The organism is Erythrobacter sp. SG61-1L (genome assembly GCF_001305965.1).
Taxonomy (GTDB): domain Bacteria; phylum Pseudomonadota; class Alphaproteobacteria; order Sphingomonadales; family Sphingomonadaceae; genus Andeanibacterium.
Map to the genome: position 1 here is coordinate 1,892,333 of NZ_JXQC01000003.1, position 22,526 is coordinate 1,914,858.

Genomic DNA, 22,526 nt, shown 5'->3' on the forward strand with positions numbered 1-22,526 from the left:
CTCCTGTCCCGTCCTTTGCGCTGCGTCTGCAGTCTGTTGAAGCCAACCCCCATTGGCTGGCGCCATTCCTAAGATCATTGGTCCGCCAAGGCAAATGGCCAAAAAAACGCCGGCGGTTTCCACATGGGAAGCCGCCGGCGCCGCATTGACCCCTGCGAGGGACCGCCCGATCAGAAACGCGCGCGCGCGCCGATCGTGTAATAGCGGCCGATCGTGTCGAAATAGGCCGGATTGGTGGGATACTGGAATTCCGGCACGATCGGCGGTTCCTTGTTGAGCAGGTTGTTAATGCGGAAGAACAGTTCGAAGCCCTTCTCGTCATCCGCGCCCCAACGCGGACCGACCTTCGCGGTACCCGACAGGTTCAGATAGAACCGGCTGGGCACGCTGTTGTCGTTGATGGAGTTGGGCAGCTTCGGATCGTAATCGGGATCGCTGGGATCCGTGTAGAGCGCATCCAGAACGCCGCTGTCGATGTAACGGCCCTGCAGCGTGAGGGTGAAGCGCGGATTGACGAAGGTGACGAAGGCATTGGCCGTCCACTTCGGCGCACCGATGGCTGCCGCGCTGCCGGTCTGGCCAGCACGGTTGATTTCCTGCCCGTAAGCGACAGTGGTCAGTTCGTCAGTATAGGTGGCCAGGCCGCGCAGCATCAGCTGGTTCTGCGAACCGAGATCGATCCGGTAATCGGCTTCGAAGTCCAGCCCGCTCGTGCGCAGTTCTTCCAGATTGACCGAGACGTTGCGGATTTCCGTGATGTTCTCACCGGCGGAAATCGTACCGTCGTTGATCAGGGCACAGGCCTCTTCGCGGCCCGCGTAGCATTCGTTGATGATGTTCTGGAAGCCGCCCGGAGGCGAGCCGATATAGTCCTTCACCTTGATGTTGAAGTAATCGACCGAGAACCGCAGCCCGTCCAGCGCGCCACTTGGCTGCAGGATCATCCCCGCGCCCCAGGTATCGGCCTTTTCAGGCTTGATATAGGGGCTGCCGCCATTGAGCAGGTTCGGGTTGAACGACTGGCTCGGGTTGAACAGATTGTTCACTGTGGTGAAGGAACTGGCCGAAGACAGGAACAGTTCGGCAAAGTTCGGCGCACGGATATCGCGCGAACGGCTTACGCGGAAGCGCAGCCAGTCGGTCGGCTCCCAGTTCATGCTCAGCTTCCATGCCGTGGCATCGAAGGAGTTTTCGGCCTGGGTGCGCAGATAGCTGCCGAAGCCGGTGATCTTGTAATGCGTCTGGCGGATTGCACCGTTGAGGGTCAGCGCCTCTGCACCCGGCACGTCGGACAGCAGCGGAACTTCAAGCTCGGCATAGCCTTCCACCACTTCGGTCTTGCCGTTGTAATCGGCACCGAAGTTCTGGAAATAGGCATAGAGGTTCGACAGATCGTCATGCGTCACGTCGATCTTGTCGACGCGATATTCAGCACCGAAGGCAAGGCCGACAGTGCCGCCCGGTGCCTCGAACAGCTCACCGCTGACATTGGCTGCCAGCACATGCTGTTCCAGCGTGATGTCTTCCACCAAAGTGCCATAGACATAATCGCGCGCGGCCGGATCGTAGTTGTTCTCGCCGAACAGGTTCAGCGGAACGCAGCCCTGCGCGGCAGCCACCAGCGCCGGATCGTCGCTCAGCAGGGCGCGGCAGGTCGGGTTGCCGGTATCGGGATCGATCACCGCATCGGTCGCGAAGTAGAAATAGGCGTTGCTCTTGGCGATGGTGGCAGGGTTGCCGACCGGATAGATCGCCGCACCGACGACCAGATTGTCCTGCACTTCCTGCAGACGGTCGGTCCGGCTGTACTGGTAATATCCGTCCCACTTCCAGTTGTCGCTGAACGAACCGCTGATGCCCGTCGCGATGCGGTAGGTGTCCGCTTCGGAGGTGCTGTAACCACGGGCGAAATCGTCGAACATGCGGGCCATCGAGAAAGCCGCAGCGGTGGGGCGAACCAGCGAGTACGGGCCGGTCGGCTGGGCCTGCTGGTCTACAGGCAGCTTCGCGCGCACTTCATCGGGGATGAAGGGATTGTCTGCGTAGATCGGAATGCCGGTGCTGAAGAACGATGTCTGAAGCAACTGGCCGGCGACATGACCATAGGTGCCTTCAAGGAAGACCTTGATGTCATCGGTCACGTCGTAGTCGAGATGAGCGTTGAAGGAATAGCGTTCCACCGGAACGGTGATGTTGGAATTGATATAGGCCGGGATGATGTCGCCGCCATTCTGGAACAGCGCGAATGCCGGGGTGCCGGTGTGGAAGGCTACCGGATTGCCGCTGGAATCGAAAGTCGTGCCCCCGGTACCGAATAGAGCGCCGATGCCGTAAGTATCGGTCGGGCCACCATAGACTACGCCCGCATTGTTGAACCGCAGGCCCGCGCCGTCATTCACGCGCACGAGGTTGGGCATGCCGTTGCCGCCCGCATAACCCAGATTGGTGATAACCGCGCCCGGCGTACACCAGTCGCGCGTGAAGCAGTTGCCGATGCCCTTCTGGTCGGCATATTCGCCGCCGATCACCAAATGGCCGCGATCGCCCAGAGCCGTGCCGAATGCGCCGGCGATATGGAACCTGTCGCCATCGCCCTCGTCTGAAACGCCGTAATCGACTTCGGCCTTGAAGCCTTCCAGATTGTTATTGAGGATCACGTTGACGACGCCGGTGATCGCGTCCGAACCATAGGCTGCGGAGGCACCGCCGGTCACGATTTCTGTCCGGTCGAGCAGGATCGAAGGCAGAAAGTTGAGGTCAACCGAGCCTTCGCGAGTCGAGGGCGCGAAGCGGCGTCCGTCCACCAGGATCAGGTTACGCGTCACGCCCAGGCCGCGCAGGTTCATGATGCGCGCACCCACGTTGAAGCTGCCGAAGCCCTGTGTCTGCGGGCTGGTGCTGTCACGGAACGAGGGAAGTTCGGCGATTGCTTCGGCCACGTTGGTCACACCGCGGCGGGCAAGGTCATCGCCGCCCAGCGTGGTGACGGGCGAAGGCGCGTCGAACGTGGTGCGCTGGATGCGCGAACCGGTGACGACGATCGGGCTGGTGTCCTGCGAAGCTGCACCGTCCGCTTCGGTAGTGACGTCCTCTACCGAGACGGTCTTGCCATCTGCCGCTTCGTCCGCAGCCATCACCGGCGCGGCGCACAGGGCGCTGGCCGTGAGCAGCACGGAACGGAATACCAATTTACGTGATTTAGACATGACTCTCCCCTTGGTTTTCGCGTGCTTTCGAAACCGCAGGGGAAAGACGGCACCCGGTTACCGTCCACGGCGCAGCAATGCTGCGTCCATGCCATTCGCAACGGAAACCCGAATGCCGTTGCCGCCTCTCCCACTGTGCCTTCGGGCACTTATTGTGCCGCTAATTGCCTCCTTGATTTCATCAAAGTCAAGCAGCAATTCAATCTGGAATAACGACTGAAGAAAGTCGGAAAATCCCCACTTTTTGAAGCCAGCCTCGGCCGAGGAATTGAAAAATTCGGACAAAATTGGCGGATACGCGCCATCGTCTTGCTTAAGGGTGCCGCAATCTTAAAATTGACATTATCAACGCATTTCTCTATCCGATGGGGCAACCCAAAGAGCGTATAACGCCGGGGAAAGGGGAGAGGATGTCACATAAATTCAAGCTGATGGCGGCTGCCCTTACAGCAGCGGCCATGCTGGGCAGCGCTGCACAGGCACAGAACCCTACAGTCGAGGCAAGCCGCGAATCGCGCTACGCCGCCATCGCCCGGCTTTCAGCTTTCGAAGGCGTGTGGCAGCCAGACTGGGCCGCAGTCACCAACCTGCGCGCCGCCGAAGGGCAGGCCCCGATGACCGCCAGCGCCCGTGCGACTGTGGATGCATTCAATGCTGCCAAGGCGGACGGCCAGAACCTGCAGACCGAAGGGGCCAATTGCATGCCGGTGGGCATGCCGGGCGTGATGCGATACCCCTACCCCATCGAGTTCATTTATTCACCGGGTAAGGTGAACATCGTTATCGAAACGCACAGCCAGGTGCGTCGCATTTTCACAGACGGACGCCCCCTTCCCGAAGATCCGGACCTGCTGTTCAACGGTTCTTCCGTAGGCCATTGGGAAGGCGAGACACTGGTGGCCGATACGGTGGGCCTTTCCCCGTTGATTTCGCTGCTGCCCGGCCTCCACCCGACCGAGAACACCCGGATTCATGAGCGGATCAAGCTCGACGGGCCAGGCAAACTGGTGGTGGAAACGACCATCACCGATCCCGAATTGTTCACCCAACCGTTCGTGACCTCGCTGTCTTACCGCCTCGAGCCGGACTGGGATATTCGCGAATATATCTGTCAGGAAAACAACCGCGACGCAGCGGATGCCGAAGGCCGGCCGAGCATGGATCTCGGCTTCGACGAAATCGAATAACGGCACGCTATTCCAAGGAGCCCGACATGAAGCGTTTCTTCTCCGGCCTCGCGGCAGCCGCCCTGATGGCCGTCATTCCTGCGGCCAGTTCGGCCCATCATTCCACGGCGATGTTCGAATGGGGCAAGGAAGTCACCTTGAAGAAGGCCACCGTCCTGCGGTGGGAATGGACCAATCCGCACACCTTCATCTACGTCACCGCGCCGGGCGCCGATGGCAAGGAGAAGAAGTGGGCCTTCGAAGGGATGAGCCCCAATCACCTGACCCGTGCAGGCTGGTCCAAACGCACGCTGAAGCCGGGCGACGTGATCGACCTCACGTACTACCCGCTGCGCGACGGCCGCAGCGGCGGATTCAACGTCACGGTCACACAACCCAATGGAAAGACGCTGAAACAGCTTTCTTTCGATTGATCCGGCGAAGATCACCTGAAATGTAACGTCAGGGATCGACGGTGAATTGGGAGAGAGCATGACCCGATATAGTACCGGCGCGATCGCGCTTCACTGGCTGATAGCCTTTGCCCTTGCATTCGAACTGGCCCTTGGCTTTGCCATGCCGCGCGGGGTGGAAGGCTTTGCCCTGTTCCAGCTGCACAAGTCGGTGGGGATCGCGATCCTTGCCCTTACTGTGGTGCGGCTGGGCTGGCGCCTTGCCCATCCACGCCCTGCCCCGCTGGAGCGCGGGCTTGCCCATGCCGCGGCCCATGGGGTGCATGTCGGCTTCTACGCCTTCATGGTGCTGGCCCCGCTCACCGGCTGGGCGCTGGTCTCCACGGCCCCGGTCAACGTGCCCACGGTGCTGTTTGGCATTGTGCCGCTGCCGCATTTGCCGCTGCCCGGTTCGATCAACGAAATGGTCGAGGAGACGCATGAACTGCTGGCATGGTGCGGCATCGCCCTGTTCCTGCTGCATGTCGCAGGCGCCCTGCGCCACGAGATTCTGCTGCGCGACCGGCTGCTGGAACGCATGGCGCCGGGCGGCAGCAGGCCGCTGGGCGGGCTGCTGGCCCTGGGCGTGATCGCACTGGGCATTGCCGCATTCCTTGCCATCGGCAGTAGGCAGGCCCCCGCCTCAGAAGCCGAAGCACTACCCCCACAGGCTGAGCAGACGGCAGAGGCCGTGCTGCCCGAAGCCACGCCTTCCCCGAGCGAGGAAGCCACAGCAACAGCCGAAGAAGAACCGGGCGCCATTCCCCAATGGAAGATCAGGCCCGGCGGGCGTCTGGCCTTCTCCGTGGGCAATGGCGATGCGGGAACCATCGATGGCAGCTTCGCCAAATGGCAGGGCGCCATCGCCTTCGATCCCGACCGTCCGGAGACGGCGGATATCCGGATCACGGTGGACCTTGCCAGCGCCAGCGTGGGCGATGCCACGCAGGACGGGATGCTGGCAGGCGACGAGTTCTTCGCGGTCAGCCAGTTCGGCAAGGCCGTGTTCAGTGCAAGCTCCGCCCGGCAGACAGCGCCCGGCCGCTACACAGCTAAGGGCACGCTGCAGATGAAGGGCATGACCCTGCCGCAGACGATCAGCTTCCGCCTGGCGGGCGAAGGCCTGCACCGCAAGGCGCAGGGCAGCGCCACCATCGCACGCACCGCCTTCGGCATCGGGGAAGGCAGCGCGGCCGAAAGCCTGGATCCCAACGTGTCCGTCAGCTTCTCCTTCGAGGCAGATGGAACAGTTCCGGCAAACTGACGCGAATTTCACAACACTGAAATCGGCCACTTTCCGCCAATTCCCGCAGTTTCATTTCTGAAACTGACGGGGCTTGGCGCGAGGGTGGCAATTTTTTCCATTTCTTTTCGAAGGGAAACAGCACGGCGCACGTTGAGAAGAGAGCGACAGGGAAAGCGAATAGCCGCCCCCGGATCGGTCCATCGGTTCGGGTGCGGTGCAGGGATGACCTCCCTGTGTCTGAAACCGAAACTCTCACGAGGCCGCGCATGCTCGAATCCGCCGTCCCCCAGCAGCCTACGCCATCCGAATGGATTGGAGCCATGGCCAGTGGCGCCCCCCTGCCGAAACCATCCGAAGCGCGCCCCCGCATCCTGATCGTGGACGGCGATGGCGATTACCGGACGGCCACAGGCCAGTTCCTTGCCGATCACGGTTTTCTTGTTCTGGAAGCGGAGAATGCAGGCGCGGCGCGCGACCTGCTGAGTCAGTACACGATCGACATCGTGGTGCTTGACGTGAACATCTCGGGCGAGGACGGGCTTGCCATCACCCGCGCACTTTCCGTCCATCAGGACGTATGCGTCATCATCGTTTCCGAACTGGCGAGCGAGATCGACCGCATCGTGGGGCTGGAGGCCGGGGCGGACGATTATCTGCCCAAGCCTGCCTCCGCCCGCGAATTGCTGGCGCGAATCCGCGCGGTCAGGCGGCGCCTCTCCAAATCCGCCCGGCTCGAACAAGCGACCTCGGTCTGCTACCTGTTCAGCGGATGGAGCCTGGACATAGACCGGCGCCAGCTGCGCGACCAGCTTGGCACGATCACCAGCCTGTCCGATGGAGAATTCACCCTGCTGCGCGCCTTCGTCGAGCGGCCCCAGCGCGTGCTGACGCGCGACCAGCTGCTGGAATATGCGCGCGGCGCGAATTGCGATGCCTATGACCGGGCGATCGACACCCAGATCAGCCGCCTGCGCCGCAAGCTGGGCATGTCAGGCAATAATGACCTGATCCGGACCGTGCGGAACGAAGGATATATGTTCGTGGCCAAGGTGGTTCAGCGCTGAGCGGCTCGGCCCCGCCCGCCTGCTGTCCCGCGCCCTGAATTTCCCGACCAGCCCCCGCCGCCCCCGCGCTTGCGGGCCGAAGGATTGTGTCCTTGGGCCAGTGCCGCCGACATGTCCCGACATTCGGCAGGCAAGTTCGCGTCCTAGGCGGCCACCTATCGAGGTGCCATTTGATGAAGCGTCCCCTTTCCCTTGCCTCCACGGCGCTTGCGCTCGTGCTGCTTGCCGGTCACGCGCCGTTGTTCGCCCAGACGGAAATCCTTCCCGAGCCTGAGCCGTCCGAAGCCCGCAGCCCCGCCGCTCACGAAAGTGGCGCGCTGGATACGATCCGCAGCGTTGCCGTCACCGGCTCTCAGCGATTGGAGGCTCAGACGATCCTGAGCTACATCCAGCTGCGGGTGGGCGGCCAGTATACGGAGGCTGCGGCCGACCAGGCGCTGAAGGATCTCTACGCGACCGAGTTGTTCGCCAATGCCAGCATCCGCAACGACAATGGCAATGTGACGATCGACGTGCAGGAGAACCCGGTGGTCAACCGGATCATCCTGGAAGGCAACAAGCGCTTGAAGGAGGACAAGATCCTCCCCGAGATCAAGCTTGCCCCGCGCCAGATCTTCACCCGTTCCAAGGTGCGCGCGGACGTGGCCCGCATCATCGAGCTGTACAAGCGGCAGGGCCGCTTCGCCGCAGTGGTGGAACCCAAGAGCGTGCAGCTGGCGCAGAACCGCGTCGATATCGTCTACGAGATCACCGAAGGGCCGAAATCCAAGGTCCGCCAGATCAACATCATCGGGAACGAGAAGTTCTCCGATGATGCGTTGAGAAGCGAGATGATCACGAAACAGGCCAGGTCGTTCCGCCTGTTCAGTTCGGGCACCAGCTACGACCCGGATCGCCTGGCCTTTGACCAGCAGAAGCTGCGCCAGTTCTACCTGACCGAAGGCTATGCCGATTTCCGGGTGGTCTCGGCCGTGGCCGAACTCACGCCCGACAAGCGGGACTTCATCATCACTTACGTGGTGGAGGAAGGCGAGCGCTACAAGTTCGGCGATGTGAAGGTGGAAAGCCAGCTGCGCGACTTCGACGAAGGCGTGCTGACCAGCTCGCTCGCGGTCAAGCCGGGCGGCTGGTACAATGCCAAGATGGTGGAAGACACTGTCGAGGGCCTGACCGAGACGGCCGGGCTTTACGGCTATGCCTTTGCCGATGTGCGGCCCGAATTCGACCGCAACCGCGACGATCTGACCATGAACGTGAAGTTCGTGATCAACGAGGCGCCGCGCGTCTATGTCGAGGCGATCAACATCAACGGCAACACGCTGACACAGGACAAGGTGGTGCGGCGTGAGTTCCGCCTGGCCGAAGGCGATGCGTTCAACTCGCTGGCGGTCAAGCGTTCCACCGCGCGCATCAATTCGCTGGGCTATTTCCAGGAGAACTTCCAGATCGAGCAGAGCCAGGGCTCGGCCCCGGACCGCATCGTGCTCGACGCCAATGTCCAGGAACAGGCCACCGGCGAACTCCAGCTCTCCGCAGGCTTCTCAAGCCTTGAGAGCTTCATTCTGCAGGCATCGGTCAAACAACGCAATTTTCGCGGCAAAGGGCAGACTGTCGGGCTGAGCGCAAACATGTCTTCCTATTCGCGCGGTGTAACGCTGAGCTTCACCGAACCCTATCTGTTCGACAACAATGTCTCGCTGGGTCTCGACGTCTACCGGCGCGATTCCAACAATAATTACTACAACACCGACAATGCCACGACCTTCCGGCAGGTAACCACCGGCTTTCAGGTGCGCGCCGGCGTGCCGCTTTCCGAGAATGCCTCGCTCATCGGGCGCTATACGCTGAATTTTGACGACGTGACGCTGGACGAGAGCACCTATTACAGCGACCGCGTCAATCCCGGTACGCTGGAATGCGATCCCCTGCTCGCCAGCCGCTATCTGTGCGAGGCAGTGGGAACCCGCACCAGCTCGATCCTGGGCGCCTCTCTGGTCTATGACACGCTCGACAACCGGATGCGCCCGACGCGCGGCGACAGCGTCACCGTCAGCCTCGACGTCGCCGGGCTCGGAGGAAGCGAGCGCTATGCCAAGTTCCGCATAAACGCGGCCAAATACTGGCAACTGGCACCCGGCTGGGTCTTCTCGCTCTCCGGCGAAGGCGGTTACGTCAAGGGGCTGGGGCAGGAAGTCCGCCTGACCGACCGCTTCTTCCTGGGCGATCCGCAGATCCGCGGCTTCGACATTCGCGGCGTCGGTCCGCGCATCCTGCGGGAATATTACACGCTCGACGACGATGGCGTGCCCGTCTGCGGCGATGGGACTTCGGCCGAAAGCTGCACGAACAATGGCGGCTACACCTATTACAGCGATCCCGATAATCCGGTGGACGATCCGCTGGGCGGCAATGCCTATTATCTGGGCCGTGCCGAATTGCAGATTCCACTTGGCACCGGCGCGCGCGAAATGGGCCTGCGGCCTTCGATCTTCCTCGATGTCGGATCGGTCTTCGACCTCAAGGCCCCTGCCCTGTCTGACACGGGATCGACCTATTTCGTTGCCACGCGCGACGATGACGGGAACCAGCTCTACACCCAGATCGATTCCGCATCGATCGTGGACGGCATCTGTACGGCCGAGAGCACGTCTTATGTGACCAATGCGGTCAACCCCAACCCGCCGACCTGCCTCGAAAGCGCGAGCAATACGGCACTGGGCACGACCTATCCGGGCTTCCGCGAAACCTATCTGGGCAATTCCGCCCTGCCGCGCATTTCCGTGGGCTTCGGGGTCAACTGGAACTCGCCCTTCGGCCCGTTCCGGATCGACGTCGCCAAGGTGCTGTGGAAGCAGCCGGGTGACGACACCAAGACCTTCACGTTCAACGTCGGCACCCAGTTCTAGGCCGCGTGGACAAATTCCAGCGCGAGCTTCCATAACCGCTTGTCAGAATTTCAACCGAGAAGCCGCCATTCCGGACACGATGACATTGCGGACATCCCCAATCTCCGCTCGTCCTGAGCTTGTCGAAGGACACGGCAAACCGTCAGCCCCATATCCCTTTGTTGGGCAAGCGCTGGCGCGTGTCGTTGGCCTTCGGCCAGCTTCGCTTCCGACAAGCTCAGGATGAGCGGTTGTGGCGAGTGGGATTAGGCTTTTAGTCGATTACCATCGTCATTCCCGCGAAGGCGGGAACCCAGCGGCAACCGTTGATCTGGGTTCCCGCCTTCGCGGGAATGACGAACTGGGGACTGGCAGTTCCCCCAACAGATATGCCGAGTGCCGCCAGTCCGGACACGACGACTTGACTGCCATTGTGACCTTGCGGAGGCCGCCCTATCAGCGGACGATCGTGCAGTGCGGAAAGCGGGGGAAGAGGTTGATGAAGTTCATGCCGATTTGGGCGCAGCGCTACATGAGTTTCGTTGGGGGGCCCGCGTTCGTGATTAGCATCGCGTCTTTTATGTTGAGCAAGGACCCGTTTGCCGACTCAACGCTCACCGTTTCCGCGTTCATGGTATTCGCATCCGCCTGTGCGATCAGAGCATATTTCATGCTGCACGCAATGGGTCGGGGCGAGCTATGAGGATTGGCTGACTGCGACAACTAAGCAGACTCTAGCTCAATCTTTTGATCCGCCTTTCGGGCACAATCCATCCTAATATCACCGGCACCAAGCTGATGATTGATCCGCCGATGTTGAAAGTTACATGATCCGAAAGATGCCACGTTGGCCCGATGCCAAACTGGAGGATCATCAAAAGCAACCATGCAGTGGATAGGTTCGCATCGCGAAGGCGATGATACGTCATTATCGTCAGGGCAATCTCGGCAGCGACCGCGACGAGAAAGATAAGCCACGCGGGAATGCCGATATTTACCGACGCTAAAGCAACGCAAATGATTGCTACAAGCGCTGCCGAACCAATCCGGTAGCGCGACCTCTCCCTGTATCGTGTCATATTCAGCGGCATCAACAACAGCCTAAGATACGGTCCGTCCGCTTACCACCCCATTCCTGCCATTCAGGCCGCAGGCCGTCCTCCCGGGTTTCAGACGCTCATTCAGGTCCGAATTTGTCCACGCTGCCTGGGTCGGCTGGACAAACCCGACCTTTAGACAGCTTGTCCACCTTCACCATTTCCGCACATGCGCATGGCGAAAGTGGGAGGAAATCACTTTCCTACATACCGGCAAATGGCGTTTATCCTGTGTGATGAACTGCCTGGTCTCCGCCCCGCCATGCGCCCCCGCAATCCCGGCTCGCGACCGCCTCCTTGCGAGACGGCTCACAGCCCGCGCGACTGCCCAAAATGAAAAGTCACACCGAAGATCGCGTCCATCGCTGAAAAACGGCTCGAAACCGGGGCTGACGAGGCCATTGCGCCAAAAGTTTCGCAGGCCTTTTCGTGTCAACATTCACCCCTGTTCCAGACAGGCAAAAGGGCCCTCCTCTGCGCGAGAAGGGCCCCTTCCCTGTTCAGCTCCGGGGCGTCAGAACTTGACGTTGGCACCCAGGAAGAAGCGGCGACCATTGGTGTCGTAATAGGTCGACGTATAGCTGCCGCCCTGCAGCAGGCCGTTCGTCGCAGCGCTGGTGTTGGCGGGGTTATAGTTGGTCAACGGCGGTGCCCGGTTAAACAGGTTTTCCACGCCGAAGCGGATCGTGAAATTATCCGCCACGGCATAGCTGCCGTTCAGATGGAAGATGTCATAGGCCGGAGCGCCGACAGTGGTCGTCGCGATGGTGGCTTCGGAAGAATCTTCCACAGAAGGCAGGTGCTGCCACTGCAGGCCAAGCTGAACCTTACCGACGCTGTAGTTCAGGCTGGTCAGCATGCGGTAGCGATAGGCACCGGAGTTCAGCCCGTTCTCGGTCGTGCCGAAGGTGCCGACATAGTCGACCATCGGCAGGGTAGGCAGCGCCGCGCTCTTGTACTTGAGCAGGTAGCTGAACACGACGTTTGCCGACAGCGTGCCCGGGCCTACGTCCATGCCCCAGTCGAGCTGGGTATCGATGCCCTGAACCCGGAAGCGACCGTTATTGGTATAGGTGGTGTACACCGTTCCCTGCTGGCCGGTCTGGTTGCGCTGGATGTTCTGGCAGAAGGCCGTATCGGCCGCTGCCGAAGCATCGGTGAGCACCAACGGGTTATAGTTCGGATCGAGACATTGCTGGAGCGCGGCGGCTACGGTCAGCGGAGCGATCGCGTCCTTCACATAGATGTCGTACCAATCCACCGAGAGCCGCAGGCGCGAAAGCGCCGGGGTTTCGAAGGGCGAGTTGAACACCACGCCAGCAGTCCAGGTATCGGACTTTTCCGTCGTCAGGTCAGCATTGCCCACCAGCGTCGGCCAGGCATAGCCGAAGGTCGAATTCGACTGGGTGCCCGCATAATACTGCGTCTTGGCCGTGGAATCGCCGGAGCGATCCATCAGCTGTTCGCAGACCGCGCGCACGGCATTGCCATTGGTATTGGCGGGGTTCGCCGACCACGAAAGCGGGTTGGCGAGCGAGCAGGGATCGCCGGCGTAGTTCACGCCGAAGGTTTCCTGCGACGCCAGATAGAGCTCGCCGATATTCGGCGAACGCTCCGCCCGGTTGTAGCCGCCACGAATCCGCATCCAGTCGTTCACTTCCCAGTCGCCCAGCACCTTGTAGGTGTAGCTGGTGCCGGTGGTGCTGTAGTCAGAGATACGGCCGCCGATTTCGAGGCTCAGCGACTTGGCAAAGGGCTGATCGGCCAGAACCGGCACCAGCAATTCGCCATAGACTTCCTTGGCATCGTAATAGCCGTAGGAATCCGCGCTCGGATAGATGCCCAGCGCCTGATCCTGGAACGATGTGCCCTGGCTGGTCAGCGTATCGTTGATGAACTCATATTCCTGCTCACGATAGCTGGCACCCAAAGCCGCGCGCAGTTCACCAGCCGGAAGGTCGAGCAGCTTGCCCTGAAGGTTGGCTTCCACGATGGTCTGGCGCATCGAGGAACGGTTCTTCAGGTCAGCCTTGATCGCATCGAGGCAGTCCTGCGAGAAGCCGCCTTCAGGCTGGATGAAGAAGTTCAGGCCGCTGGTGCAAGTGGCAGTGGAAGCGCCGAAGCCGCCATCCTTGGAATTGCCGGTGGCGGAGAAGCCCTCACCGAAATTGCCGGAATTGAGGACGGTGCGCAGGCGTTCCAGCGAATAGATGCCGGTCTGGCGCGAGGAGGTGACCGAAACGCCGTGATTGACGAAGGCTTCCCAGGTCCAGTCCGTGCCGGGAATGGACCCTTCAAGGCCCGCCAGCATGTTATAGGTCATCACATCGGTGAAGCCTTCGCGGTCTTCCGGCATCATGGTGCGCAGTTCGAACGGCGCATCCGGATCGGGGCGGCTGTTCAGCAGTTCCCACATATCCGCCGGAAGCTGATCGGCATCCAGCGTGGTCGGGTCAATCGCCACGCTCCAGCCGGATGTGACCGGCCCCGGTTCCTGACGTGTATAAGTGCTCACATGGCTGAAGAGGCCCTGTGCGAATACGCCGATCCAGTCATTGATCTCGTAATTGCCGCGGGCGAAGAAATTGTAACGGGTCAGCGGCAGGATAAGGTAGGAACTGGTGTTGTTCTGGCCCATGGTCCCGGCTTCGGTGACCTTGTATTCATAGCCATCGACATCGCCGTTGAAGCCCTCGAAATAGGGCGTGTAAACCCCGCCATTATACCAGGAGCCGTTGACGAAGGCAGAGCCGTCGGTGTTCGTATAGGCCGTATAACCGCCGGCCGGCAGCGACGAATTGGGGAACATGCTCGAGACGGCCGTCGGCAGATTGGCATAGCCGAAATAAATGCCCGGGGATTCGATGAAGAACTGGGTGCCGCTCACGCTCGTATCGGCCCACAGGTCGCGATACCAGGACCGGTCACGCTGGTAGCTGGCCTCGCGGGTGTTCATCGACATGGCGATGCTGACATTGCCGCGCCCATCATCGAAGTCGGCACCCATAATGCCCGAAAGCTGGTATTCCAGCCCGTCGCCTTCCTGCGTCAGGCCAACCTGGCCGTCGAGTTCGAGGCCCTGGACATTCTTCTTCAGGATGAAGTTGGTCACGCCCGCGATGGCATCGGCACCATAGGTCGCCGAAGCACCACCGGAGATGACTTCCACGCGTTCGATGGCCGCGCTCGGGATCGTCGAGATGTCGACCACGCCCGAGGCATTGCTCGGCGTGGACCGGCGGCCATCAAGCAGCACGAGGTTGCGGTTGGCGCCGATGCCGCGCAGCGAGATCGTGGCCGCGCCGGGCGTGTTGGTCGCAGTCGGCTGAATGTCGCCACCCGCTGTCGGCGTCTGTGCCGGAACGAACTGCGGCAGTTTGTTGAGGTTCACTTCGAGCGCAGCGGTGGCAGAGTTCTGCAGCAAGCTCTCATCTACGGTCACAGTGGGGCTGTTGGATTCGAAATCCTTGCGCTGGATGCGCGAGCCGGTGACGATGATGGCATCGGCGGGCGAGACTTCTTCTTTCCCATCCTCGTCCTGAGCCATGGCAGGCTGAGCCATCACGGCAATCAGCGCGACAGACGCGCACGACGCGAGGAGCCTGCCGCAATTGGCGACAAGCATGCCTGGAGCAATTCGCATATTTTACCTCCCAGATTTGTATTCTTTTTGAGAATCATTCGTCCGGGACGAACCCTCACGCCCCGGAAGGTTCGCGTTTGGCCCGGCATTTTTTCTGGGATTTTTCCGACGTTTGCAGGAAGTTGCCTGCAGGCAATGCGGCCGTCAAAGGCGGTCAGATTCTGCCACGAATGGTCGCGGCACCTGCTGTCCACATGGCACCTACCCCACCAGCAAGCCGCACCCGGTGGGCCGGATCGCCCGGTTTTCCTGCGCCTCGACAGCCCCGTGCCGTGCCGGAACTCTGCCAATTCTAGAACATTTGTATGATCCTTTTCCTTCTGGACAGAGGGCATTCCCAAATGGCGCCTGATCGTGCATCTTGTCTGGTGGGAGACGTAATACCAACCTGCATTGATCATGACCCACGGGCCCATTTGCGGCGGCCGATGGTCATGATGCGCCATGGCTGATCGGTGAGCTTGTTCCACGCCTCGCAGCAGTGATCGACGATGTTATCGTGGGAGGTGAACACGCGGTTGGAGAGCCAGTTGTCGCGCATAAACTGCCAGATGTTCTCGACGGGGTTGAGCTCTGGGCACTTGGCTGGCAGCGCGATGATGCTGATGTTGTCGGGCACGATGAGCTTTCCGGTCATGTGCCAACCGGCCTGATCCATCAGCACGACCGCGTGAGCGCCGGGGGCGACGGCGAGGGAGATTTCGGCAAGATGCAGGGACATCATCTCTGTATTGCAGAAGGGCAGAACAAGGCCGGCACCCTTGCCCTGCTCGGGGCAGATCGCGCCGAAGATGTAGGCCGATTTCGTCCGCTGATCCTTGGGCGCTGATGGCCGGGTCCCGCGTCTGGCCCAGCGCCGCGTGATCTTGTTCTTTTGGCCGATCCGCGCTTCGTCCTGGAACCATATCTCTATGGGCGTGCCCTTGGGGAGGGTTGCTCTGACCTTTGCCAGCTCGGCGGCAAAACCCCCTTTTTGAAGGCCTCCGCGGCGAGTTCGTTCTGGGCATGGTGGCGAGGCCGAGCCGTGAGCTTGACGTAGCCCAGCTTCTTCAGTTCGCGCGACACGGTGCTCACATCGAGCGAAACCGCAAACTCATCATGAAGCCACTGCACCAGATCGATCAGCCGCCAGCGCACGACGCCATGCACCGCCGGGATCGGACCACGCTCGACAACCTCCAGAAGCGCGCGGCGCTGAATATCATTGAGCCGGGATCGAGGACCGGGTGCCTTGCCATCCAGAAGGCCATCCGGGCCACGGGTATTGAACCGGACCACCCAGTCTCGCACGATCTGCAGACCCACCCCGCCGATCCGCGCCGCCGCAGTCCGGCTGCCACCGTCGTAGATCTCGGCCAAGGCTAAAAGCCGCCGCGTCTGGTTCGCGCTCTTCGACGCACGCGCCAATCGCCTCAAGGCAGCGCCATCATAATCATCACGCAAGCCGATCGCTGAACCCATCAAACTACCCTCCAGAACAGGGCGTCATAGATTCAGACTTTCAGGCTCTTGGGAATCCCCATCGTGAGTCAGCGGCCGCACAAGTTGGTATAAAAGGGACGGGAAATATAATGGCACCTAATGCCGGGGATTCTTCTTTTATTGGACGAGACACTGCCACCAACGATACTCAAAGCCGCTTAATACGCACACTCTGCAAACTCTGGAGCCAGCACAGCCAGGCAGAGATTTCCGTGCGCATGGTTGCTCGGGAAGCCGATGCTTCGGTTTCTGCGATCGATTATCATTTTGGCAGTCTGGAACAATTGTTCACTCATGCGCAAAGCGTCGCGCTGCAGCGCGCCAGCGACTGGATGGAAGGCGTTTTCAACGAATTGCGCGACTATCCGCTGGCAGATTTGCCGTTGGCGACCCATGCATCGCTTATGGCTGCGCTGATCGAACAGTGGACCGGCGAGCAGCGGCCGCTGGCGCTGGCGTGGCGCGAAGCCCATGCCGCCGCGCTGACCCAGCCGAACCAGCTTGAGCCACATGCGAAATGGACAGCCTTGTGGCGCGGCTTCTGGGAAAGGATGTGTGGCGAGTTCCACTTCGCCGGCAGTCCCGAACTTCTCTGGCTGTTCTTCGATGGAGAGGCCAGCCAGCATCTCATCCGCTGGCACAGCCTGCTGGATCGTGCATTGCTGGATGAGACAGCGCTGGCTTTGTTCCAGTTCATCGAGCAGCCCTGCGTTACGTGCTCGTCAGTGAGGGTCGCCTATCAGGATCTGGCTGAGCGCGACTATCGGCGCGTCTTCGGCGCGAAGGAGGAGTTTACCGCAATTGACGATGCGGCAGCCGCCCTCCTTTCCGAAAGCGGCCTTGCCTCGCTTACGTTTCGGTCGGTCGCCAGCCGCGCCGGGACAACACTTGGCGCGGTGTCGTATCATTTCGGCTCGAAGTCCAAGATGCTGCGCCTGGCACTCCAGCGCATCTATGAGGGCAGTTCGAGCCGGCCGACCATAAGCCAGATCCACGCCATGCCAACCGATCCCATGGATGCCAGGCAAGCCGTGATCCGCGGAGTAATCGGCGGCAGGGAACCCCTGTTGAGAGCGCTCGACGAGATCATCCTCAACCTCAGCCGTGGCGAGAGTGACAAGGCGCTGGGCGGTGTGATCCGTGCATTTCGCGATCCGGTGGGAGTCGGCGTTCTCGGCAAACTGCTGGCCGCGCCCGAACTGGTTACGCCAGCACTCGTTGCCGTCCTTTCATCCGCAATCCGTGGCTTCGGACATTGCAGTGCGGGGATGGCTCATGATGAAGCCACGGCGCTTGGCCAGAAGGCGTTCGAAATGTTCGTTATTGCAGCGCGCAGTCCTTCATGACAGCGCAGGCAGATTAAAAGTTCGCCGGTCACGCGGGGGTAGCTCCCCCGCTCCCGGCGAACCGCCCGCGCAAGCAATTCCGTTGTGGAACAATCGTTCCGTTTCAAGACTCGGGCAGGCCAACCCACTTGCGCCAAAGTCCCAACTGTGAACATGCTTTTTCCGGAACCGAATTCACCAAGTTCATAAATCTGGCAGAGACTTTGGCGTTCAGATGCTCAATCAACCGGTCTATATCGGCGACGCCCAAGGCGAAGGTCATCACATTACGTTGACGCTTTTCGACACCGGCGCACTGGTGATCGCATCGTTCAATCCGGATACGGGCAATCGCGGCCAGATTGTGATGCAGCCCGACCAGTGGCGGGCCGCCATGAAGATGCTGGTCGATTCCTATGGGATCGCCGCGTGCCCCTATTATGACGGCCATCAGGCCTGCCAGGCCCCCGAATAGGTCGGCGAGACCGACCATTTGCTTCACCTGTGAAGTTCCGAAAGCAGGTTCGCATTTGGCTGTTGCTCAAACAGCGCCAGAGGCTTCCCGCGCTCTGCCGACCATCAACAAACTGAACAGCCTGCAAGAACGTCTCGACTTGAATCCGGCATCTATTCGTAATTTCTATTAGTTCACCGCCCGTTTCAATCCGGCAAGCGGCACTTTATCGCCCAATAAATTTGAGTTATCTTTTCCATATTCTCGTTATACGTCCAGCGCGATCATCCCGATGGCGCCATCTGATTGATACGTTATCGTATATATGAGCCTCTAACTGCTTGTTATTCATACGGAGGCAGAGTGTTCACTTGTAAACGGCGGGACGCACTCTTAGGCTGACGGGATGGTTGAGAACTGGATAATCCGGAATCTGGCCCCGAACTGCCGGGATTTTCTCGCAGACCGCACCATGGTGAAGCCGATTCACTCTGGTGAAGTGCTTTTCGAATGCGGGGCGCCGATTCAAAGCGTCATCTTCCCGCTGGACGGGCTGGTTTCCTTGCGCAGCGTGCTCAAGGACGGCCGGATGATCGAAAATGTCGCGGTCGGGCGTGATTCCATGATTGGTGGCCTGTCCGTCCTTGGCCAGAAGCGGTCGGGCGGCACGGCTCTGGCTGCCATTTCAGGCAGGGCCGCGTGGCTGTCGCTCGGTGATTTTCAGGCCGCTATGGAAATGGACCCGTCGTTCCGTCCGGCGGTTTTCAGCTGCGTATCCCAGCTCACGCGGCGCCTGATGCAGAATGTGGTCTGCGCCGCAGCGCATTCCGCCACTCAGCGGATCGCCAGCTGGCTGCTCCACGCGGATGACCGGATGACGGAACGCAGCTTCGACATCACTCAACGCATGCTGGCAGACATTTTCAGCCTGCGGCCGGCCACGGTCAGCGATTCCTGCAACAAACTGCTTTCGGCAGGCGCGATCCATTATTCGCGCGGCAAATTGTCCGTGATGGATCGCGGACTGCTCGAAGCCCAAGCCTGCGAATGTTACGAAGCCGTCCGGGCACAGGAACCGCAAGAATGCGTGCATCACGTTCACGCCCAGAGCGCCTGACACCCCGTTTGGCCAATCCCACTCACAATGCTGCGGGAACGAGGCCGGCTTCCGCTGGCATCCTGGAACCAATCTCCCTGCTACCGGCGACTGCCTGACCTACAAGAATCAGGGCCGGGCCGTCGCCCAGCCCGGTGCCCGCGGCAAGCGGCAAGAGGTCGAGCCTGGTGGACAGGCTGCGCCCCTGTGGCAGGCTGGCATTTTCCACCAGCGTGACCGGCGTATCGCCGGGCATGCCCGCCGCGATCAGCCGAGCGGACACTTCCTTCGCGGCGGCCTTGCCCATGTAAATCGCCAGAGTCGCCTGCGGATCGGCAAGGCCTGCCCAATCGAGATCTAGCGCTTCCCCGGCACGGGAATGGGCAGTCACGAACACGAGCTTGCGTGCCATGCCCCGCAAAGTCAGCGAAATGCCCAGATCGGCCGCTGCGGCGCTGGCTGCGGTAATGCCGGGGCAGATGCGGACCGGAATGCCATGTACGCGGCAGGCCAGCATTTCCTCCGCCGCCCGGGCGAAGATTGTCGGATCGCCGCCCTTCAGCCGGACCACCCTCTCCCCGGCCAGCGCCGCTTCGACGATCAGCGCGTCGATCGTCTTCTGGTCTTTCGAATGGCGCCCGGACCGCTTGCCCACGGCGACGCGCCGGGTGTCGCGCGGGATCAGGTCGAGAACACCCTGCCCCACCAGAGCATCGAAGAAGACGATACTTGCCTCCCGAAGCAGCCGCTCCGCCTTTCGCGTCAACAGGTCCGGATCGCCCGGCCCCGCCCCCACCAGCCAGACACTGCCTTGTTCGAATTCAGTCATTGGGCAGCCTCCTTCATGGCCGAGCGGGCTTCTTCCAGCAGGCGGGCAATCGCGGGCCGGCACGAACCGCAATTCGTGCCCGCGCCGGTGCAGCTTCCCACCTGCGCGACGCTGGAAGCACCATCGGCAATTGCCCGGAACACTGCCTGTTCACCCACATCGTTGCAGATGCAGACCGTCGGGCCCTTGTCGTCCATCGGTGCAGCAGGGCGTCCGGCCAGCAATTCCGCCACATTGGCGCCACTCTGGCCCAATTGCCGTTCCAGCCAGTCACGCGGAGGCAGTTCGCCGCTGCGAGTAACGAACAGCGCCGCCAGAAGGGCGCCTGCATCGTCCAGCACCACCATGCGCTGCATTCCCCGGGTCAGGTCTGCCGCCTCGCAGCGATTGCCTTCGGGCAGAAGCCCACCGAGATCGGCAGTGCCGTGCCCGGCAAGCTCGGTCAGCCAACCATCCTTCACACGCGCACGGACCCAATAGGGCGCCGGAAGGGTCACCGGATCGCGCGTGAGCAGGAAGGCCCGCCAGTCTGGCTGAACTGCCTCCACCCGCGCTGGCCCATCCTTGAAGCCCGGCTGGCCCGAGACCGGATCAACCCGGGCATGAACCAGCCTGCCAGTGCGGCCTGATCCGGCCATCGTATCCGTCCAGTGCATCGGCACGAATATCTGGCCTGGCGCCTGCCCCTCGCTGAAAGCAACCCGATAGGTGCTATCCCCTTGGGGCGTCTCGACACGGGCCAACCCGCCATCCGCCACCCCAAACCGGGCCGCATCCACCGGATGGATTTCCAGCAGCGGCTCGCGCCGATGGAGCGACAGTTTCGCGCTGAGTCCAGTTCGGGTCATGGTGTGCCACTGGTCGCGATAGCGCCCGGTATTGAGGCGCAGAGGCCATGAGTCATCGGCCTGAGCCGCCGTAACAGGCGCCGCCACTATCAGCCGGGCTTTCCCGTCCGGTGTGGGGAAGCCGCTTTCGAAGGGATGGCGCCCGCCCCACTGGAACGGCTCCATTGCGCCATATTGCATCCTCGTCGCATCGGACCAGCGGGTGAGGTCCAACAGCTTGCCATGCTTGCGCGAAATCGCCGTCATGGCGGCATATTCGCGGAAGATCGCCGCCGGATGGGCATAGTCGAAGGCATCGGCATGGCCGAGCCGAGCCGCCACGTCGCACACAATCCGCCAATCCGCCCGCGCCTCTTCTGGCGCAGCGAAGAGCGGGCGCTGGCGGCTGATGCGGCGTTCCGAATTGGTGACAGTGCCGTCCTTCTCCCCCCAGCCAAGCGCGGGCAGGCAGATATGGGCGAAGCGAGCCGTATCGGTATCCGCGATCGCGTCGGAAACGACCACGGTGGGGCAGCGCGCCAGTGCCTCGCGCACGAAGCCTGCATCGGGCATGGAGACGGCCGGATTGGTGGCCATGACCCAGAGGAATTTGATCTGCCCATCATGCACGGCGCGGAACAGGTCTACCGCCTTCAGCCCCGGTTCTGAACAAAGCGCAGGCGCCTGCCAGAACCATTGGACATCGCGGCGCTCGGCTTCGGAAAAGCCCAGATGGCAGGCCAGCATATTGGCCAGTCCACCCACTTCACGCCCGCCCATCGCGTTAGGCTGGCCGGTGATGCTGAATGGCCCTGCCCCCGGCTTGCCGATGCGACCGGTGGCAAGGTGGAGATTGATGATGGCATTGCCCTTGTCGGTTCCGCCCACCGACTGGTTCACGCCCTGGCTGAACAGGGTGACCATGCGCGGATTGCCAGCAACGAGGTCTGCCAGAGCCACGAACTGCGCCGGGGCGATACCTCCGGTCGGATTACCGCCGCCCAGTCCTTCCCAGAAGCCTTCCGGCACTGCACAACGATCCGCGAGGAAGCGGCGATCAAGCTTACCCCGCATGGCCAAATCGGCGAGCAAGGCATTGAAAAGCGATGCGTCTCCGTCTGGGGATATGGCGATGTGCAGGTCTGCACGCTCTGCCGTCTCCGTGCGGCGGGGGTCGATCACGACCAGCTTCGTGCCGCGTTGCTGGCGCGCCTTTTCGATCCGCTGCCAGATTACCGGATGGCACCATGCGGTGTTCGATCCGACCAGCAGGATCAGGTCCGCCTTGTCCAGATCGTCATAGGAACTGGGCACTACGTCCTCGCCGAAGGCACGATTATGCGCGGCAACGGCGCTTGCCATGCAAAGGCGGGAATTGGTGTCGATATTGGCGCTGCCGATGAAGCCCTTCATCAGCTTGTTGGCGACGTAATAATCCTCGGTCAGCAATTGCCCGGAGACATAGAACGCCACGCTGTCCGGCCCGTGTTCCTCGATCACCGCCTTCAACCGCCCGGCAACTTCGCCCAGCGCCTCGTCCCAAGTGGCCCGGCGATCCCCGATCATCGGATGAAGCAGGCGCCCCTCCAACCCAACCGTTTCGGCCAGATGGGTTCCCTTGGAACAGAGCGCGCCACGATTGGCCGGATGGTCCGCATCCCCTTTAATGGTGACTTTGCGCCCATCACCCACGCGGGCGGCGATGCCGCAACCCACGCCGCAATAGGGGCAGGTGGTGCGGATCGCGCCCATCC

15 protein-coding genes are annotated in these 22,526 nt (G+C 61.4%); 9 read left to right on the plus strand and 6 right to left on the minus strand.

Annotation, left to right across the window (positions count from 1 at the left end):
• Positions 1-170: 170 nt before the first annotated feature.
• Positions 171-3,206 (minus strand): TonB-dependent receptor, encoded by a 3,036-nt coding sequence (locus SZ64_RS09575; RefSeq protein WP_082384507.1) that lies wholly within the window; start codon positions 3,204-3,206, stop codon positions 171-173.
• Between the two features lie 410 nt (positions 3,207-3,616).
• Between SZ64_RS09575 and SZ64_RS09580 the strand changes: the two genes are divergently transcribed.
• The 6 genes from SZ64_RS09580 to SZ64_RS09605 all read left to right on the plus strand — a co-directional run bounded on the left by SZ64_RS09580 (position 3,617) and on the right by SZ64_RS09605 (position 10,722).
• On the plus strand, positions 3,617-4,393 hold the full coding sequence (locus tag SZ64_RS09580) for a hypothetical protein (RefSeq protein WP_054530618.1): 777 nt from the start codon (positions 3,617-3,619) through the stop codon (positions 4,391-4,393).
• Positions 4,394-4,419: 26 nt separating this feature from the next.
• Positions 4,420-4,806: a DUF6152 family protein gene (locus SZ64_RS09585; protein WP_054530619.1), complete on the plus strand. Its 387-nt coding sequence runs from the start codon at positions 4,420-4,422 to the stop codon at positions 4,804-4,806.
• A gap of 58 nt (positions 4,807-4,864) precedes the next feature.
• Entirely contained in the window at positions 4,865-6,088 is a 1,224-nt protein-coding gene (locus tag SZ64_RS09590) for a cytochrome b/b6 domain-containing protein (RefSeq protein WP_054530620.1), read from the plus strand.
• A gap of 302 nt (positions 6,089-6,390) precedes the next feature.
• On the plus strand, positions 6,391-7,134 hold the full coding sequence (locus SZ64_RS09595) for a response regulator transcription factor (RefSeq protein WP_054530621.1): 744 nt from the start codon (positions 6,391-6,393) through the stop codon (positions 7,132-7,134).
• Between the two features lie 173 nt (positions 7,135-7,307).
• A complete protein-coding gene (bamA, locus tag SZ64_RS09600) occupies positions 7,308-10,040 on the plus strand; it encodes an outer membrane protein assembly factor BamA (protein WP_054530622.1) in 2,733 nt (910 codons plus the stop codon).
• A gap of 478 nt (positions 10,041-10,518) precedes the next feature.
• Positions 10,519-10,722 carry a hypothetical protein gene (locus tag SZ64_RS09605; RefSeq protein WP_054530623.1) on the plus strand — a complete coding sequence of 68 codons (204 nt, stop codon included), beginning with the start codon at positions 10,519-10,521 and terminating at the stop codon, positions 10,720-10,722.
• 31 nt (positions 10,723-10,753) lie between these two features.
• Here the strand turns inward: SZ64_RS09605 and SZ64_RS09610 are convergent, their stop codons facing one another.
• From SZ64_RS09610 to SZ64_RS18265, 3 genes are all read right to left on the minus strand, one after another.
• Positions 10,754-11,110: a hypothetical protein gene (locus tag SZ64_RS09610; RefSeq protein WP_156313597.1), complete on the minus strand. Its 357-nt coding sequence runs from the start codon at positions 11,108-11,110 to the stop codon at positions 10,754-10,756.
• Positions 11,111-11,630: 520 nt separating this feature from the next.
• Positions 11,631-14,759, minus strand: a complete 3,129-nt coding sequence (locus SZ64_RS09615; RefSeq protein ID WP_156313598.1) for a TonB-dependent receptor — start codon at positions 14,757-14,759, stop codon at positions 11,631-11,633.
• A 397-nt stretch (positions 14,760-15,156) separates the two neighbouring features.
• A protein-coding gene (locus SZ64_RS18265; protein WP_193391501.1) for an IS630 family transposase occupies positions 15,157-16,220 on the minus strand; the annotation gives its coding sequence in 2 pieces (ribosomal slippage) (positions 15,157-15,726 and positions 15,729-16,220; 1,062 coding nt in all).
• Positions 16,221-16,330: 110 nt separating this feature from the next.
• Here SZ64_RS18265 and SZ64_RS09630 point away from each other — a divergent pair.
• The 3 genes from SZ64_RS09630 to SZ64_RS09640 all read left to right on the plus strand — a co-directional run bounded on the left by SZ64_RS09630 (position 16,331) and on the right by SZ64_RS09640 (position 19,137).
• Complete coding sequence (locus tag SZ64_RS09630; protein ID WP_082384509.1) at positions 16,331-17,587, plus strand: TetR family transcriptional regulator; 1,257 nt, start codon at positions 16,331-16,333, stop codon at positions 17,585-17,587.
• A 214-nt stretch (positions 17,588-17,801) separates the two neighbouring features.
• Positions 17,802-18,041 carry a hypothetical protein gene (locus SZ64_RS09635; protein WP_054530627.1) on the plus strand — a complete coding sequence of 80 codons (240 nt, stop codon included), beginning with the start codon at positions 17,802-17,804 and terminating at the stop codon, positions 18,039-18,041.
• Between the two features lie 385 nt (positions 18,042-18,426).
• On the plus strand, positions 18,427-19,137 hold the full coding sequence (locus SZ64_RS09640) for a Crp/Fnr family transcriptional regulator (protein WP_082384510.1): 711 nt from the start codon (positions 18,427-18,429) through the stop codon (positions 19,135-19,137).
• Positions 19,138-19,159: 22 nt separating this feature from the next.
• On the opposite strand, the gene cobA is transcribed toward SZ64_RS09640, so the two are convergent.
• On the minus strand, positions 19,160-19,945 hold the full coding sequence (gene cobA, locus SZ64_RS09645) for a uroporphyrinogen-III C-methyltransferase (RefSeq protein ID WP_054530629.1): 786 nt from the start codon (positions 19,943-19,945) through the stop codon (positions 19,160-19,162).
• Positions 19,942-22,524 (minus strand): nitrate reductase, encoded by a 2,583-nt coding sequence (locus tag SZ64_RS09650; RefSeq protein WP_054530630.1) that lies wholly within the window; start codon positions 22,522-22,524, stop codon positions 19,942-19,944. Before SZ64_RS09650 ends, cobA begins: the two co-directional genes overlap by 4 nt.
• Positions 22,525-22,526: the final 2 nt, after the last annotated feature.